This is a genomic window from Epilithonimonas sp. UC225_85, assembly GCF_042695135.1.
Lineage (GTDB): Bacteria > Bacteroidota > Bacteroidia > Flavobacteriales > Weeksellaceae > Epilithonimonas.
In genome coordinates this window covers 3247300-3264449 of record NZ_CP170547.1, presented here as the reverse complement: position 1 = coordinate 3264449, position 17150 = coordinate 3247300, and the positions used below count along the sequence as shown (strand labels likewise).

The following is a 17150-nucleotide window of genomic DNA, read 5'->3' as shown; positions in this document are numbered from 1 at the left end:
TTAAACGTCTTTTTACTTTACTCTTTTTCTTCAACTATCTGTTCTGATATTTTTCGTGAATCAAAATATTTTTTTAACCCATTTTTTCTTATAATTTTATGAGTAAAACACAGGCCACTCCTAAAGTAAAAGGGACTGAAAGAATCAACTTTTCCACTGCGAAAGGTAGAATCGACACTCCTGACTTTTTGGATATCCAAATCCAGTCTTTCAAGGAATTTTTCCAGCTAGACACGCTTCCTGAACAACGTTTGAACGAATCACTTTACAAAACGTTCCAGGAAAATTTCCCAATTACAGACTCCAGAAACCAATTCGTTTTGGAATTTTTGGATTATCTGGTAGATTCTCCGCGTTACTCCATAGATGAGTGCGTTGAGAGAGGTTTAACGTACAACGTTCCTCTAAAAGCCAGACTTAAATTATACTGTACAGATCCGGAACACGAAGATTTCCAAACTGTTGTACAGGATGTATATTTAGGCCCGGTTCCTTATATGACGCCTTCTGGTTCTTTCATTATCAATGGTGCAGAACGTGTTATTGTAACTCAGTTACACAGGTCTCCGGGTGTATTCTTCGGACAGACTTACCACGCAAACGGAACTAAACTTTATTATTCAAGAATTATCCCTTTCAAAGGATCTTGGATGGAATTTACTACGGATATCAATAACGTAATGTATGCGTATATCGATCGTAAGAAAAAATTACCTTTAACGACATTGTTAAGAGCTATCGGTTTCGAATCTGATAAAGAAATTCTTCAGATCTTTGACCTTGCCGAGGAAGTGAAAGTTTCTAAAGCTGCCCTTAAAAAAGTAGAAGGAAGAACATTAGCTGCGAGAGTTTTGAACACTTGGTTCGAAGATTTCGTAGATGAGGACACAGGTGAGGTAGTTTCTATCGAAAGAAACGAGATCATCCTTGATAGAGAAACAATTCTTGAAAAAGAACACCTTGATATTATCTTGGATTCCGGCGTTAAGTCGATCCTGATTCACAAAGAAAATAGCAATGAGTTTTCTATCATCCAGAATACTTTACAAAAAGATCCAACCAATTCAGAAAAAGAAGCGGTTGAATATATCTATCGTCAGTTAAGAAATGCTGATGCTCCGGATGAGGAAACTGCAAGAGGAATTATTGAAAAATTATTCTTCTCAGAGCAGAGATACTCATTAGGTGAAGTAGGTCGTTACAGACTTAATAAAAAATTAAATCTAAACATTGCTGAAGGAACTCAGGTTCTTACAAAAGAAGATATCATCTCTATCGTAAAACACTTGATCGAACTGGTAAATTCTAAAGCGGAGGTAGATGATATTGATCACTTATCAAACAGAAGAATCAAGACGGTTGGAGAACAATTGTCCGGACAGTTTGGTGTAGGTCTTTCCAGAATCGCAAGAACGATCAAAGAAAGAATGAACGTTAGAGATAACGAGATCTTTACACCGGTTGACTTGGTAAATGCCAAGACTTTGACGTCTGTTATTAACTCATTCTTTGGTACCAACCAGCTTTCTCAGTTTATGGACCAGACCAATCCTCTATCAGAAATCACGCACAAGCGTAGACTTTCTGCCCTGGGACCTGGTGGTTTATCAAGAGAAAGAGCAGGTTTCGAGGTTCGTGACGTTCACCATACGCATTATGGCCGTATCTGTCCAATCGAAACACCTGAGGGACCAAACATTGGTTTGATCTCTTCTTTGGGGATGTATGCGAAAATCAACACGCTTGGTTTCATCGAGACGCCTTACAGAAAAGTTGAAAATGGTAAAGTAGATCTTAATACACAGCCAATTTATCTTAACGCGGAAGATGAGGAATACAAAGTAATTGCTCAGGCAAACGTTGAGTTGGATGACAGCGGAGTTTTCCAGACAGACAGAATTATTGCTCGTCTGGATGGTGATTATCCGGTAGTTGAGCCTCAGCAAGTTGACTTGATTGATGTTGCACCAAACCAGATCTCTGGTATCTCTGCTTCATTGATTCCGTTCTTGGAGCACGATGATGCGAACAGAGCATTGATGGGATCGAATATGATGCGTCAGGCCGTTCCATTATTGAATCCACAGGCACCAGTTGTAGGTACAGGTTTGGAAAAACAAGTAGCTAGAGATTCCAGAATTTTGATCAATGCAGAAGGAACTGGAGTTGTAGAATATGTGGATGCTGAAAAAATTATCATTAAGTATGAAAGAAGTGAAGAAGACGATTTGGTTAACTTCGATTCTGCGACTAAAACTTATAAACTAACCAAGTTCAGAAAAACCAACCAGAGTACAACTATTACATTGAGACCAAACGTAAGAGTAGGTGATACAGTGGAAAAAGGACAGGTTCTTTGCGATGGTTATGCCACTGAAAACGGAGAGTTGGCATTAGGTAGAAACCTTGTGGTAGCCTTCATGCCTTGGAAAGGTTACAACTTTGAGGATGCGATCGTAATCAATGAAAAAGTAGTTCGTGAGGACTGGTTTACATCAATCCACGTGGACGAATATTCTCTTGAAGTTCGTGATACCAAACTAGGTATGGAAGAATTGACAGCAGATATTCCTAACGTTTCTGAAGAAGCTACCAAAGATCTTGATGAGAATGGTATGATCAGAATCGGAGCAGAAGTGAAGCCTGGTGATATCCTTATCGGGAAAATCACACCAAAAGGTGAATCTGACCCAACACCGGAAGAAAAACTTCTTAGAGCGATCTTCGGAGATAAAGCTGGTGATGTGAAAGATGCTTCGTTGAAAGCAGATTCTTCATTGAGAGGAGTTGTGATCAACAAAAAATTGTTCTCCAGAAATATCAAGGACAAAAAGAAAAGAAGCGAGGAGAAGATCAAATTGGAAGAGATCGAAAATACTTACAAAGCTAAGTTCGATGATCTGAGAAATACATTGATCGACAAATTGAATACACTAGTTTCCGGAAAAACTTCTCAAGGTGTGAAAAACGATCTTGAAGAAGAAGTGATCAGCAAAGGAACCAAATTCACATTGAGATTACTTCAAAATGTTGAAGATTATAACAATATAAGTGGTGCAGACTGGACAGTTGATTCTGACAAGAATGAATTGATCAAACAATTGGTTCACAACTACAAGATCAAATATAACGATCTTGCAGGTGTTAAAAACCGTGAGAAATTTGCATTATCTATCGGAGACGAGTTACCTGCAGGTATTATCAAACTGGCTAAAGTTTACATCGCTAAGAAACGTAAATTGAATGTTGGTGATAAAATGGCTGGTCGTCACGGTAACAAAGGTATCGTTTCAAGAATCGTTCGTGAAGAAGATATGCCGTTCTTAGAGGATGGAACACCAGTAGATATCGTATTGAATCCACTTGGGGTACCTTCCCGTATGAACATTGGTCAGATCTACGAAACTGTTCTTGGATGGGCTGGTACCAAACTGGGATTGAAGTTTGCAACACCGATTTTTGATGGAGCAACTCTTGATCAGATTACAGAATATACAGACCAGGCTGGTCTTCCGAAATATGGTAGTACTTACCTGTTTGACGGTGGAACCGGAGAGAGATTCTCTCAGCCTGCAACTGTAGGTGTGATCTATATGTTGAAACTAGGACACATGGTAGATGACAAAATGCATGCGCGTTCTATCGGACCATACTCATTGATTACGCAGCAACCGTTAGGTGGTAAAGCGCAATTTGGAGGTCAGAGATTTGGAGAGATGGAGGTTTGGGCTCTTGAAGCTTTTGGAGCATCCAATATCCTGAGAGAGATCCTGACTGTGAAGTCAGATGACGTGATTGGTAGAGCAAAAACTTATGAAGCGATTGCGAAAGGAGAAGCAATGCCTGAACCTGGTATTCCGGAATCTTTCAACGTATTACTTCACGAGTTACAGGGTCTTGGACTTGATGTAAGATTGGAAGAGTAATTTAATTAGAAGGCTTCAACAGGCTCAGCCTGACAGTGCCGAAAAATTAAAAAGATAGTATTAGAGATTTCATCCTGAGCTTGTCGAAGGATTTTTAATACGACAAAAAATTACTTTTAAATAATTAAAATTTCATTTGAATAATATGTCAAATAAAAATAAAACAAGTAGATTTACTAAAATCACTATTGGTTTAGCTTCACCGGAATCCATTCTTCAGGAATCGAGAGGAGAGGTCCTGAAACCAGAAACGATTAACTATCGTACACACAAGCCGGAAAGAGATGGATTGTTCTGCGAGAAGATCTTTGGTCCTGTAAAGGATTACGAGTGTGCTTGTGGAAAATACAAACGTATCCGTTACAAAGGGATTGTTTGTGATAGATGTGGGGTAGAAGTAACAGAGAAAAAAGTACGTAGAGAAAGAATCGGACACATAGGTTTGGTTGTTCCTGTAGCGCACATCTGGTATTTCCGTTCTTTACCAAACAAAATTGGTTATCTATTAGGTATTCCTTCCAAGAAATTGGATATGATCATCTATTACGAAAGATACGTTGTGATCCAGCAAGGTATTGCTAAGAAAGCAGACGGTTCTGACTTTGATGACAAAGAATTCCTTACAGAAGAAGAATATCTGGATGTTCTGGAGACGCTTCCTGTAGAAAATCAATATCTTGATGATTCTGACCCTAACAAATTCCTTGCGAAAATGGGAGCAGAAGCGGTCGAAGAATTGTTGAGAAGAATCGATCTTGATTCTTTGTCATTCGATCTAAGACACAAAGCGCACAACGAATCTTCTAAACAAAGAAGAACTGAGGCTCTTAAAAGATTAAATGTTGTAGAAGCATTGAGAGGTGCTAATACAAGGATGATCAACAAGCCTGAGTGGATGATTATGCGTGTACTTCCAGTTATACCACCGGAATTGAGACCATTGGTTCCATTGGATGGAGGACGTTTCGCAACTTCTGATTTGAATGACCTTTACAGAAGAGTGATCATCAGAAACAACCGTTTGAAGAGATTGTTGGAGATCAAAGCTCCGGAAGTGATCTTGAGAAATGAGAAGCGTATGCTTCAGGAATCAGTAGATTCATTATTCGATAATACAAGAAAATCTTCTGCTGTAAAATCTGAATCAAACAGACCATTGAAATCCCTTTCTGATTCATTGAAAGGTAAACAAGGTCGTTTCCGTCAGAACTTACTTGGAAAAAGGGTAGATTACTCCGCTCGTTCGGTAATTGTTGTAGGACCTAGTCTTCAGCTTCACGAGTGTGGTATCCCGAAAGATATGGCTGCAGAGCTTTACAAACCGTTCATCATCAGAAAACTGATCGAGAGAGGGATTGTAAAAACTGTAAAATCAGCTAAAAGAATCATCGACAGAAAAGAGCCTGTAGTTTATGATATCCTGGAAGGCGTAATGAAAGGTCATCCTGTACTATTGAACAGAGCACCTACTTTGCACAGATTGGGGATCCAGGCATTCCAGCCGAAGATGATTGAAGGTAAAGCGATCCAGCTTCACCCATTGGTAACAACGGCATTCAATGCCGATTTCGATGGGGATCAGATGGCGGTGCATTTACCTCTAGGTCCGGAAGCTATTTTGGAAGCACAACTATTGATGTTGGGTTCTCAGAATATCCTTAACCCTGCAAATGGTTCTCCTATTACGGTACCATCTCAGGATATGGTTTTGGGTCTGTATTTTATGACCAAACAACTGGATTCTACAGATGATATGAAAGTAAAAGGCGAAGGTCTTGCTTTCTATTCTCCGGAAGAAGTAGAGATCGCTTATGCTGAGGGACAAGTTTCTCTTAATGCAAAAGTAAGATGTCGTCTTCCAATCAAAGAGAATGGTGTGATCACTACGAAGTTATTCCCTACGACAGTTGGTAGAATTTTATTCAACCAGATCGTACCGAAAGCTTCTGGTTATATCGATGAGTTATTGACTAAGAAATCTCTTAGAAATGTAATTGGTCAGGTATTGGCAGATACAGATTTCCCGACTACGGTGAAGTTCTTGGATGATATGAAAGATCTTGGATATGCAAATGCATTCAAAGGTGGACTTTCATTTAGTCTTGGAGATATCGTGATCCCGGTTGAGAAAAAGAAAATGATCGCAACTTCTATCGAAACTGTAGATGAGATCAAAGCCAACTATAACATGGGTCTTATCACAGATACAGAGCGTTATAATCAGGTAATTGACGTTTGGACTAATACCAACGCCAGCCTTACCGAAATGATTATGAGCAGAATGAAAGTAGATCAAGGTGGATTCAACTCTGTATATATGATGCTTGATTCTGGTGCGAGGGGTTCTAAGGAGCAGATCCGTCAGTTATCTGGTATGAGAGGATTGATGGCAAAACCACAAAAAGCTGGTTCTGTTGGAGCTGAGATTATTGAAAACCCGATTCTTGCGAACTTTAAAGAAGGTTTGTCGATCTTGGAATACTTTATCTCTACTCACGGTGCTCGTAAGGGTCTTGCGGATACCGCTCTTAAAACTGCCGATGCTGGTTACTTGACCAGAAGATTGGTGGATGTTGCACAGGATGTTATCATTACAGAACAAGACTGTGGAACACTTAGAGGGACAGAAATTACTGCACTTAAGAAAAACGATGATATCGTAGAAAAAATCGCTGAGAGAATTCTTGGTAGAGTTTCTCTTCACAATATCTATCATCCGGAGACGGATGAGATTCTGGCACAAGCTGACGAGTTAATCGTAGAAGCTGTAGCTAAGCAAATCGAGGAAGCCGGAATCGAAGCTGTTGAGGTTCGTTCTCCACTTACTTGTGAAGCTAAGAAAGGTATCTGTGCGAAATGTTACGGCCGTAACCTTGCAACAGGTAAAGGCATCCACATGGGAGAAGCTGTTGGTGTAATCGCTGCACAATCTATTGGTGAGCCGGGAACTCAGTTAACATTGAGAACTTTCCACCAAGGGGGTGTATCTACAAACATTTCTGAGAATCCAAGCATCGTTGCAAAACGTGATGGGGTTGTTGAAATGGATGAGGTTAGAACTATTAAATCGGAAGGAGAAAATGGAGAATCAGCGGATATCGTTGTTTCCCGTTCAACTGAATTCCGTTTGGTAGCAGATAACGAAGCCAGAACGCCGATCATGATTGCCAACGTTCCTTATGGATCTGAGTTATATGTACAACCAGGTGATAAAGTGAAAAAAGGAGATCTTATTGCGAAATGGGATGCGTATAATGCGGTAATCATTGCAGAGAACTCCGGTAAGGTTGAGTATGAAGATATCATCCAGGGGGTTTCTTTCCAATTGGAGATCGATGAGCAGACAGGTTTTGAAGAGAAAGTAATCTCTGAATCAAGAAATAAAAAAGCCGTTCCTACCCTTAAAGTTATCGACTCCAAAGGTGTTGAGCAAAAAGGTTACAACTTACCGGTTGGAGCCCACATTATGGTAAACGATGGTGAGAAGATCAAGGCTGGTAAGGTCTTAATCAAAATCCCAAGAAAATCTGCGAAAGCAGGGGATATCACCGGAGGTCTTCCGAGAGTTACCGAACTATTCGAAGCTAGAAATCCTTCCAACCCAGCGGTTGTTACAGAGATTGACGGTGTAGTTTCCTATGGTAAAATCAAAAGAGGTAACCGTGAACTTATCGTGGAAGCTAAAACCGGAGAGATCAAGAAATATTTGGTTAAATTATCAAACCAGATCCTGGTTCAGGAAAATGACTTCGTGTATGCAGGAGGCGCACTTTCCGACGGTTCTGTAACACCAGATGATATCTTGAAAATCAAAGGTCCAACTGCGGTTCAGGAATATCTTGTAAATGAAATTCAGGAAGTTTACCGTCTTCAAGGGGTGAAGATCGATGACAAACACTTCGAGATCATTGTTCGTCAAATGATGACAAAAGTATCGATTGTGGATGGAGGAGATACTCAGTTCCTGGAAGGTGCTTTGGAACACAAATACGACTTCTTGCAAGAGAACAATAGAGTATTTGGTCTGAAAGTAGTAATGGAAGCCGGAGATTCTAAAGTCTTCAAACCAGGACAGATGATCACAGCCAGAGAGCTTAGAGATGAGAACTCGAAACTAAGACGTGAAGATCTGGCATTGGTAGAAGTAAGAGAAGCTCTTCCTGCAACTGCAACTTCTGTATTACAGGGGATTACAAGAGCAGCACTTCAAACCAAATCATTTATGTCTGCAGCATCGTTCCAGGAAACGACTAAGGTTCTAAACGAAGCAGCAGTGTCAGGAAAAGTAGATTACCTGACAGGTCTGAAAGAAAATGTAATTGTAGGACACAGAATCCCTGCAGGTACAGGTCTTAAGGATTATCAAAGTGTGATCGTAGGTTCAAGAAAAGAATTCGAAGACATCAACTAAAATTAATCAAATGAAATTTGAGGTTTGGAATTATTTTTTATACTTTCACAACCTCAAATTTTAAATAAAAAAATAACAAAACAAAATGGACAATAATCAAAACCAAGATCCAAACAACATTAATATTGAACTTAATGAAGTTGTAGCAGCAGGAGTTTATGTAAACTTAGCTTTAGTAAATCATTCTCCATCTGAGTTCGTATTGGATTTTATACAGTTGATGCCAGGTGTGCAACAAGCTAAAGTAAGATCAAGAGTGATCGTAGCACCTCTACACGCAAAGAGAGTTTTAGCTGCACTTCAGCAAAATGTTGCAAACTATGAGCAGCAGTTTGGTGAGATCAAAGAATTGGAACCTTTCGTATTAGGAGGTAACAACGTACAAGCTTAAGATATTTCTCTTAACATATCAATCCCGCCCAGATGTAAAATATGGGCGGGATTTTTTTGCTTTTAAGTTTAATATTGATTCAATTATCATCAATTTTACAGTGTTTTAAAGTCAAAAAATGACCCTTCTGCAAGTCCTATGAACAGAGCGTTTGCAGAGGTACCTAAAAACCACCGTACCTTTTGATCAAAACCTCCGTATCTTTTCATGAAAACGTCCGTACCTTTTTAACGAAACATACGGTCGTTTTTTATATAATGCTTGGATGATATTTAAATTTCAACCTTAATAATGATTATAAAAACAAAAAGGAACACAAATTTGTGTTTCCTTTTTATAATTATATTACAGGCTTCGAGAGAGCCTGACATTGCTGATAATAGTTTCTTAGACTTTTCAATATAAAATTTAGTCCTTCAAACTTTTCATATCGATCACGAATCTGTATTTCACATCGCTTTTCAGCATTCTTTCGTAAGCCTCATTGATATCCTGCATTTTGATGATCTCGATCTCAGAAACGATGTTATTCTCGCCGCAGAAATCAAGCATCTCCTGAGTTTCTTTGATCCCGCCAATCAATGATCCGGCAACAGAACGTCTTTTATAGATCATTGGTCTTGTGCTGACAGCATTTTGCTCAAACTCACCGATAAATCCTACCAGAACCAAAGTTCCGTTCACAGTTAAAGTATTCATATAAGGATTGATGTCGTGCTCATAGGGAACTGTGTCGATGATAAGATCAAACTTATTGAAAACTGATTTCATTTCTTCATCATCTGTAGAAATAATGACGTGATCTGCTCCCAATTTCTTTGCATCATCGGTTTTTCCGGGTGTTCTGGAGAAAAGAGAAACCTCTGCTCCAAGACCTTTTGCCAGTTTGATCGCCATATGTCCCAAACCACCTAAGCCTACAACTGCAACTTTAGAATTCTCGTTCACATTCCAATGTTTCAGAGGAGACCAGGTTGTGATCCCTGCGCAAAGCAAAGGCGCAACGGCAGCCAGATCCAAATTCTCAGGAACCTTCAGAACATAGTGTTGGTCTACAACTACAGACTCAGAATACCCACCGAAAGTATGAGGACCAGCTTGATATTTATCTTTTCCGTTGTAAGTTCCAGTAAATCCATTTTCGCAGAACTGCTCCAGGTCTTGCTGGCAGCTGCTGCATGTTTTGCAGGAATCGACCATACAGCCAACCGCTGCAAGATCTCCGATTTTAAATTTGCTTACATCGTTACCTACTTTTGTAACTCTTCCAACAATCTCGTGACCGGGAACGACCGGATATTTACTTCCACCCCAATCATTTCTCGCGGTATGAAGATCCGAGTGGCATACGCCGCAATACAGGATTTCGATTTCCACATCTTCGGGCTGTATTTCTCTTCTTTCGATAGTCATTAACTCTAGATCATTCTCAGGAGCTTCAGTCCCAAAAGCTTTTACTTTGTGTGTGTGCATTATTTTGAATATTTTTACTTTAAATTATATTAAATATATACTTTCCATTAATGAAAAAATTACTTTATAAGTTCTATCCTCCTTTTATCAATGTTTATACCGTTTGGATGTTATATTTGCTTTTTTTTGCATCTTTTAGATATTCTCCAACTATACTTTTTGAAATAAAAACTATTCCGTTTGAAACAATAAGTGATTATTCAACTAATGTTATCCGGTGGGATAAGACCGAGGCATTTAAAAATATCTTTGGTAATATAATTCTCTTCATTCCTTATGGTTTTCTGGGAATACTTTATCCAAAACTCAACAGATTTATATCCTTGTTTTTGACTTTTTTTATTGTTATTAATATTGTTGAGTTTTCTCAATACTATTTCAAAAGAGGTTTTGCCGATGTAGATGATATTATACTGAATACCACAGGCGCTGTTATCGGATTTATAGTTTATAAAAGCTTTTTCTTTATTAAGGACAGATAACCTTCATCTCCGTTCTTCTATTGATTTGATGCTGTTCTTCTGTACAATCTATACCATTGCTGCAATTATTAAGAAGTTGTGTTTCTCCGTAACCAATTGGTTTTAATCTTGCTTTATCAATTCCTTTTGAAACCAGATAGTCTACGGCAGCATTTGCTCTGTTTTGAGAAAGCGTTTTATTATAATCATCAGAAGCCCGGGAGTCTGTGTGAGATGCCAGTTCGACTTTTACAGTTGGATTGTCATTCATAAACTGGACTAATTTATTAAGTTCTGCTTTTGCATCTTCACGGATAAAATATTTGTCCAGATCATAATGGATATTTTTAAGATTGATTGGTTTTCCGCAAGTTGTTTCTTCCATACAAACTTGTAGATTTAGGAAAAGTGTATTGCTTCTGTCAACATTTTTGGAAGTTACAGTTTCGGTTTGGGAGAAGTAGTTTCCTTTCTTTCCGTAAATATTGTAAGTAGAATTTTTATCTGCTTTGAAGTAGAATTTTCCTTCGAGATTTGTTTTTATTTCCTGAACTATTTCTGTTTCGTTATTTTTGATAACAATTTTTACATCTCGTAGAGGATTTTTAGAATTACAGATATTGACTTGTCCTTTCACAAAAAATGTTTCCGCAGCGGTAGAAATTTCTTTTTTCAGCGTAGCGTTTTTCACAAATTCTGATTTATTGGCTTTAGAAGCAACAAGATCGATATTATAGAGACTTCCCTTGATCTCGTAATCCTCAGGTTTGATATTCTTAAAAAAAGCAACACCTTGTGCATTTGTCCTTGCAAAATAGGCTCTTTTTCCGTTTTTATAAAGTTCTACAAAAGTATCGGGAAGGATCAATCCTGTTTCTTTGTCTTTTGCGATCACCGATAATTCATAGTTAGGCGCAGGTTTTTTGGCAGAAAATCTAAAAGTAAGTCCGGCAAAAAATCCTACCGAATGTATCTCGTGATCCAAAGCAGAAGTTCTAATGTCGGCATTCGCCGGAGAAATCACATTCTGATTCTCATTAGCCGTAAAAGGAATATATCCGGAAGTATTTCCGTTTTGTGCAAGATCTTTGGTTTTGAAATGCTGCAGGTAATAGCCGCCAATATTCAGACCGATATTTTCTGAGAAAAACCAGTTAAACTCCAACTCGCCTTTTCCTGATAAAATATTCTTCTCATCGTAACCATTATGATAGTTAAGATTGTAAGCCGAAGAACCATTATTTGAAACCAATGATGTTTCTCCGCCTCTGATATTCGATATTCCACCTTTTAGTTTGAAAGTTAATCCCATATCATCATTAATCACCCATCGGAAGTTTGGACCAATTCCAAAGAAGTAACGCTGGATTTTATTTTCATTTAAAGTAGGATCTGACAGTTTTGTGGCTCCTAAATATAGATTCTCTGTTGGGTAAGAACTTTTTGGTTTATTGGAAAGATAATCCGCATCTAATCCCAAACCGATCCAACTGAAATAATAATCTGCAGAGACTCCTAGATTCAGATTGGGTTTGTAATCAATATATTTTGTCTGATTATCATACGATGGAAAATCCAGCCCGGCTCTCACAGAAATGTTGATCTGATTATTATCGTATAAAGAATTCCTGAATTGCGAATTAAAAAATTGAACTAAAATTAAAAAAAGAAGGAGTACAGATTTTCTCATCAGTTTAAATTTTCTTGGTTACTACAAATTTACAGAAATTAATCAATAAAAAATGCCGGCAAAAAACCGGCATTATATGTTGTATATCAAATGATTATTGTTTAATAATCTGAGTGATTTTCTGAGTGTTGTCATCCAAAGTGTACCTCATCAGATATTTTCCCGGACGTAGTTTGTCAAGTCTCAATTCAGTATTGTTACTGTTGATATTATATTCAGCAACCTGAGCTCCCAAAATAGAGAAGAAAGTTACGGTTTTTATTTTCACCGAATTATCCTTCGATCTAAGCAATAAAACATCTTTAGTCGGATTTGGATAAGCCACCAAAACACCATCATCGGTTTTTTGAGTAGAAACGGTGCGTGCAGTCTGTGCCTTCATTTCTCCCGAAAATCCTGCTAAAACTACCGTAAATATGATAAAGAATAAAAGTTTTTTCATTCGCTTAAGTCTATTTTATAACAAGTACAACAAATATATTTTAAATAAATTAAATATGCAATAGTCTAACAATAAAAGTATAATTAAATTTGCATAAATATTTTTCTACGATGATTTCAAGAAACAGAAGACTAAGAACCAACGACTCAATACGCAGTCTTGTCCGTGAAACTATCCTCACCACAAACGATCTGGTTTTGCCCATGTTTGTTATGGAAGGTGATAACAAAAAAGAAACCATTTCTTCTATGCCAGGCGTTTTTCGTCAAAGTTTGGATCTGACAGTCAAGACGGTCAAAGAAAATTATAATCTCGGGATCAAAGCGATCAATCTTTATATGAAAGTTTCCGATAACCTGAAAGACAATACCGGAAAAGAAGCCTGGAATCCTAACGGACTGATGCAGAACACCATAAAAGCAATCAAAGATGCCGTTCCCGGAATCATCATTATGCCGGATGTTGCATTGGATCCATATTCAATTTATGGTCACGACGGCATCATCAAAAATGGAAAAATTGACAATGATTCTACAGTAGAAGCTTTGGTGAGAATGGGAATTTCCCACGCAGAAGCCGGCGCCGATATTCTCGCGCCAAGCGATATGATGGACGGTCGCGTTCTTGCGATGCGACAAGGTCTGGAAGAAAACGGATTCACCGATGTCGGGATTTTATCTTATGCCGCTAAATATGCGAGTGCTTTCTACGGACCTTTCCGAAGTGCTTTGGACAGTGCACCGGTTGATAATCAGGATATCCCTTCAGATAAAAAAACCTATCAGATGGATTTTCACAATTCCCGGGAAGCCATTGCCGAAGCATTAAAAGACGTAGAAGAAGGCGCCGATATCATTATGATAAAACCCGGCATGCCTTATCTGGATATCGTTTCCAAGATCCGTGAATTGATTACGCAGCCCATCGCAGTTTATCAGGTAAGCGGCGAATATGCAATGCTGAAAGCCGCTGCTCAAAATGGCTGGCTGGACAATGATAAGGTTCTCATAGAAAGTATCACCTCGATCAAACGTGCCGGCGCCGATATGATTTTCACATACGCTGCACCCGAAGTTGCCAAACTTCTGAATAAATAATGTTTTTAGGAGCTTAATCCCGCTTTCCGTTGCAATCTTTTTGCTCGGCATAACCTCTCGCAAAAAGGATTTCCTCTGCAATCGGGGCTATGGTTTTGTCATCCAAAGGTCACTTTGTCAAAGTTTCAAATCTTTGACAAAGTTTTTCTAAAATAAATTACACTAAAACTTTGCTGAGTTTTACGCCATTGTGAACCTTAAAATGTTTTCAAAATTGTAAAAAATCTTTGCGGACTTTGCGTTCAAATAAATTTCAAAATAAAAACAATTACAAATCTTCCTCTCCCAAACCTTGAGGAAGATTTTTTTTGTTCTTAATCCCAAGATTTTTCAGTTTCTGAGTTTGGATAATCAAATTGTCATTCCCGGAACTCAATTGTTTGAAAGCATCATTATAGGAATTCTTAGCCAGATCAATATTCTTTCCGATGCGTTCCAGATTATCAACAAAACCTACAAATTTATCATATAATTTTGCACCTCTGTCCGCAATTTCCATCGCATTTCTATTTTGATGTTCGCGTTTCCAGAGATCCTGAACCAGCTTAAGAGAAGTAATCAAATTGGTCGGACTTAACAGTAAAATTCTTTTGTCATAAGCAAAATTCCAAAGATTAGGATCAGTTTGTAAAGCCGTCATGTAAGCTGCTTCGCTCGGAACAAACATCATGACGAAATCCAGAGATTTGTCAAAATCATCATAAGCTTTCTGGCTCAGTTGCAAGATGTGATTCTTGACAGATTGCAAATGTTGATTTTGTTTGATTGCAAAAATTTCAGCATCGGTTTCGTCCGTCATTTCTACAAAAGCAGTGAGCGACACTTTACTGTCAATGATTACATTCCTGTTGTCTGGATATTTCACAACCGCATCAGGACGCATTTTCTTGCCGGAAAATTCGGAGAAGATGGCTTTGTTATTTTCGTCGCGCAGCTCGTGCTCCATAAAGTATTCCTGATTTTTTCTGAGGCCTGATTTCTCGAGAATACTTTCCAATATCATTTCGCCCCAGTTTCCCTGGGTTTTGCTTTCGCCTTTCAAAGCGCGGGTCAGTTTTTTTGCATCTTCGGAAATTTGCTGGTTAAGGTCTTTCAGTTCCCGGACTTTTTCACCGAGGGAGAAACGTTCTTTTGATTCTTTGTCGTAAGTTTCGTTAACGGTATTTTTCAGTTCATTGATCTTTTCTTGAAAAGGCTCCAAAATCAATTTTAACTGATTTTGGTTCAACTGAGAAAATTTCTCAGATTTTTCTTCCAGGATTTGATTGGCTGTTTTTTCAAATTGAAGTCGAGTCGTTTCCTGAAGTTTTAAGAATTCTTCTTTTTGATAGTTAAGGTTTTCCTGAATATTTTTGAAATCAGCGCTTAATTCGGCATTGGTAAAAAGCAGTTCTTCCTTACTCTTTTGAATCGAAGAAATATCATTTGTCAAATTATTATTGGATAGCTTCAGTTCCTCAATTTTCTGCTGATAATTGAGTTCGTTTTCCTGTGCACGAATTAATTTTTCATTTGCTTCATCATAGTTTTTCTTGCTGACAGAAGTTGCTTTCATCAGAAAGAAAATCAAAATTCCGCCGATGATTGATCCAATAAATAAGTAGATAATTTCCATTTTTATTCTTCGTTATTTTTTACAATTTTAAAATAACTTTCATTCATAAAATTAAGGTTTTCCGTAAAATTCATTAATCAGTAAAAAAATTACTTCTCGTTCTCCAGCTTATTTTTAGATTCAACTAAAGCACTTTTCTCTTTTACCGATAGTTCAGGAAATTGCAGGTTCATTTCTTCCAATTTGTCAATAATGATCTGGATTGCAGCAACTCTGGAAAACCATTTCTGATCGGCCGGGATTACAAACCAAGGTGCCGCTTCTGTAGAAGTTTCCTTTATAGCTTGTTCATAAGCCTTCATATAATCTTCCCAGAAACCACGTTCGGTAATATCTGCGGCAGAAAATTTCCAGTTTTTATCGTCTTCTTTTATTCTGTCAAGAAATCTTTCTTTCTGCTCTTCTTTGGAAACATTAAGGAATATTTTAATAATCTTGGTCCCGTTATTGGTCAAATGTTTTTCAAAATTACGGATGCTTTCGTATCGGTTTTCCCAAAATTTGTCATCAAATTGTTTTACGTCTTTCCATGTTTTTTCACTGAGGTTATATTCAGGATGAACTTTGCAGACGAGAACACTTTCGTAGTGAGAACGATTAAAAATTCCAATTTTCCCTTTTTCCGGCAAAGATAGATAGTGTCTCCAGATGAAATCGTGGGAATAATCTTTGGAACCTGGCGTTTTAAAACTTGTGACTTCACAGCCTTGTGGATTCACACCACCGAAAACATGTTCTATCAAACTGTCTTTTCCTGCAGCATCCATCGCCTGAAGAACAATTAATAAAGACTGGCTTCCGTCTGCATATAATTTTTCTTGCAGTAAATAAAGTTTTTCCTTTTCAATTTCCAGAAGCTGTTTTGCTTCATCCTTATTGATTTTTCCTTGGTATTTGGTATTCTGTTTTTTGATTTCGAATTTCGAATTTTCTTTAATAAGAAAGTCATCGGAGAAATTATAATCCATAAAATTGATTTAATGTAAATATAAAAAAACCGTCTCGTTACAAAAAGCGAGACGGTTTAAAATAGGTTGTAATTATTTTATTTTTTAGCAGCTGCTTTTTTAGCAGTTTTTTTAGCAACTTGTTCTGGTGCTGGCTGAGCTTTAGCAGTAGCTACAGCAACAGGAGCAACAGTCAGATTAGCATTTTGTGAAGCAGCAGTACCAGCTCCGGCAACATCTTCAACAGTTCCTTTGATATAAAGAACAGATCTGTTGTTTGCAGGATCGTTAGAATAAACTTCAATCAGTTTATTGAAAGCACCTTTGATACCAGTATTATATCCAACTTTGATCTGAGCAGTTTTTCCAGGTAAAATCGGGTCTTTGCTCCATTCCGGAGTTGTACATCCGCAAGATGGTTTTACTTCACTGATGATAAGTGGCTTGTCTCCAGTGTTTTTTACAGTGAAAAATCTGTGACCATCAGCTCCAGCTTTTACAGTTCCGTAATCGAAAGTTGTTTTATCAAATGAGATTGTTTGAGCAGATGCAAAAGCGATAGCTCCTGTCATAAATAATCCTGCAAGAATCTTTTTCATATTTTTTTGTTTTAGATAATTAAAATTTTAAAGAACAAAGTTATAAATAATTTGAATATGTGATGTTAATTTTTTTACAATATCTTATTTTTGCAGAT

At 37.8% G+C, this 17150-nt stretch carries 11 protein-coding genes; 5 read left to right on the top strand and 6 right to left on the bottom strand.

Annotated elements, in window-relative coordinates; genetic code table 11:
* Positions 1-98: 98 nt before the first annotated feature.
* The 3 genes from rpoB to ACFJGY_RS14780 all read left to right on the top strand — a co-directional run bounded on the left by rpoB (position 99) and on the right by ACFJGY_RS14780 (position 8728).
* A complete protein-coding gene (rpoB, locus tag ACFJGY_RS14790) occupies positions 99-3926 on the top strand; it encodes a DNA-directed RNA polymerase subunit beta (RefSeq protein ID WP_379965269.1) in 3828 nt (1275 codons plus the stop codon).
* A gap of 145 nt (positions 3927-4071) precedes the next feature.
* Positions 4072-8337: a DNA-directed RNA polymerase subunit beta' gene (gene rpoC, locus ACFJGY_RS14785; protein WP_379965266.1), complete on the top strand. Its 4266-nt coding sequence runs from the start codon at positions 4072-4074 to the stop codon at positions 8335-8337.
* A gap of 85 nt (positions 8338-8422) precedes the next feature.
* Complete coding sequence (locus ACFJGY_RS14780; protein WP_379965263.1) at positions 8423-8728, top strand: DUF3467 domain-containing protein; 306 nt, start codon at positions 8423-8425, stop codon at positions 8726-8728.
* Positions 8729-9136: 408 nt separating this feature from the next.
* Here the strand turns inward: ACFJGY_RS14780 and ACFJGY_RS14775 are convergent, their stop codons facing one another.
* On the bottom strand, positions 9137-10201 hold the full coding sequence (locus ACFJGY_RS14775; RefSeq protein WP_379965260.1) for an NAD(P)-dependent alcohol dehydrogenase: 1065 nt from the start codon (positions 10199-10201) through the stop codon (positions 9137-9139).
* Positions 10202-10251: 50 nt separating this feature from the next.
* Between ACFJGY_RS14775 and ACFJGY_RS14770 the strand changes: the two genes are divergently transcribed.
* A complete protein-coding gene (locus ACFJGY_RS14770) occupies positions 10252-10683 on the top strand; it encodes a VanZ family protein (RefSeq protein ID WP_379965257.1) in 432 nt (143 codons plus the stop codon).
* On the opposite strand, the gene ACFJGY_RS14765 is transcribed toward ACFJGY_RS14770, so the two are convergent.
* Positions 10670-12352, bottom strand: coding sequence for an OmpA family protein (locus ACFJGY_RS14765; protein ID WP_379965254.1), 1683 nt, complete (start codon positions 12350-12352; stop codon positions 10670-10672). The genes ACFJGY_RS14770 and ACFJGY_RS14765 overlap by 14 nt on opposite strands.
* A gap of 94 nt (positions 12353-12446) precedes the next feature.
* Positions 12447-12794, bottom strand: coding sequence for a T9SS type A sorting domain-containing protein (locus tag ACFJGY_RS14760; protein WP_379965251.1), 348 nt, complete (start codon positions 12792-12794; stop codon positions 12447-12449).
* Between the two features lie 110 nt (positions 12795-12904).
* On the opposite strand from ACFJGY_RS14760, the gene hemB reads away from it, so the two are divergent.
* On the top strand, positions 12905-13891 hold the full coding sequence (gene hemB / locus ACFJGY_RS14755) for a porphobilinogen synthase (protein WP_379965248.1): 987 nt from the start codon (positions 12905-12907) through the stop codon (positions 13889-13891).
* A 268-nt stretch (positions 13892-14159) separates the two neighbouring features.
* Here hemB and rmuC read toward each other — a convergent pair whose 3' ends face one another.
* The 3 genes from rmuC to ACFJGY_RS14740 all read right to left on the bottom strand — a co-directional run bounded on the left by rmuC (position 14160) and on the right by ACFJGY_RS14740 (position 17052).
* Positions 14160-15506: a DNA recombination protein RmuC gene (gene rmuC, locus ACFJGY_RS14750; RefSeq protein ID WP_379965245.1), complete on the bottom strand. Its 1347-nt coding sequence runs from the start codon at positions 15504-15506 to the stop codon at positions 14160-14162.
* Between the two features lie 89 nt (positions 15507-15595).
* Positions 15596-16474 carry a PPK2 family polyphosphate kinase gene (locus tag ACFJGY_RS14745; protein ID WP_379965242.1) on the bottom strand — a complete coding sequence of 293 codons (879 nt, stop codon included), beginning with the start codon at positions 16472-16474 and terminating at the stop codon, positions 15596-15598.
* 77 nt (positions 16475-16551) lie between these two features.
* Positions 16552-17052, bottom strand: a complete 501-nt coding sequence (locus ACFJGY_RS14740) for a DUF1573 domain-containing protein (protein WP_379965240.1) — start codon at positions 17050-17052, stop codon at positions 16552-16554.
* Positions 17053-17150: the final 98 nt, after the last annotated feature.

Bases quoted from the DNA above. Each gene is read 5' to 3' on its own strand.
- rpoB (WP_379965269.1), top strand. From the start codon at position 99: ATGAGTAAAACACAGGCCACTCCTAAAGTAAAAGGGACTGAAAGAATC.
- rpoC (WP_379965266.1), top strand. From the start codon at position 4,072: ATGTCAAATAAAAATAAAACAAGTAGATTTACTAAAATCACTATTGGT.
- ACFJGY_RS14780 (WP_379965263.1), top strand. From the start codon at position 8,423: ATGGACAATAATCAAAACCAAGATCCAAACAACATTAATATTGAACTT.
- ACFJGY_RS14775 (WP_379965260.1), bottom strand. From the start codon at position 10,201: ATGCACACACACAAAGTAAAAGCTTTTGGGACTGAAGCTCCTGAGAAT.
- ACFJGY_RS14770 (WP_379965257.1), top strand. From the start codon at position 10,252: ATGAAAAAATTACTTTATAAGTTCTATCCTCCTTTTATCAATGTTTAT.
- ACFJGY_RS14765 (WP_379965254.1), bottom strand. From the start codon at position 12,352: ATGAGAAAATCTGTACTCCTTCTTTTTTTAATTTTAGTTCAATTTTTT.
- ACFJGY_RS14760 (WP_379965251.1), bottom strand. From the start codon at position 12,794: ATGAAAAAACTTTTATTCTTTATCATATTTACGGTAGTTTTAGCAGGA.
- hemB (WP_379965248.1), top strand. From the start codon at position 12,905: ATGATTTCAAGAAACAGAAGACTAAGAACCAACGACTCAATACGCAGT.
- rmuC (WP_379965245.1), bottom strand. From the start codon at position 15,506: ATGGAAATTATCTACTTATTTATTGGATCAATCATCGGCGGAATTTTG.
- ACFJGY_RS14745 (WP_379965242.1), bottom strand. From the start codon at position 16,474: ATGGATTATAATTTCTCCGATGACTTTCTTATTAAAGAAAATTCGAAA.
- ACFJGY_RS14740 (WP_379965240.1), bottom strand. From the start codon at position 17,052: ATGAAAAAGATTCTTGCAGGATTATTTATGACAGGAGCTATCGCTTTT.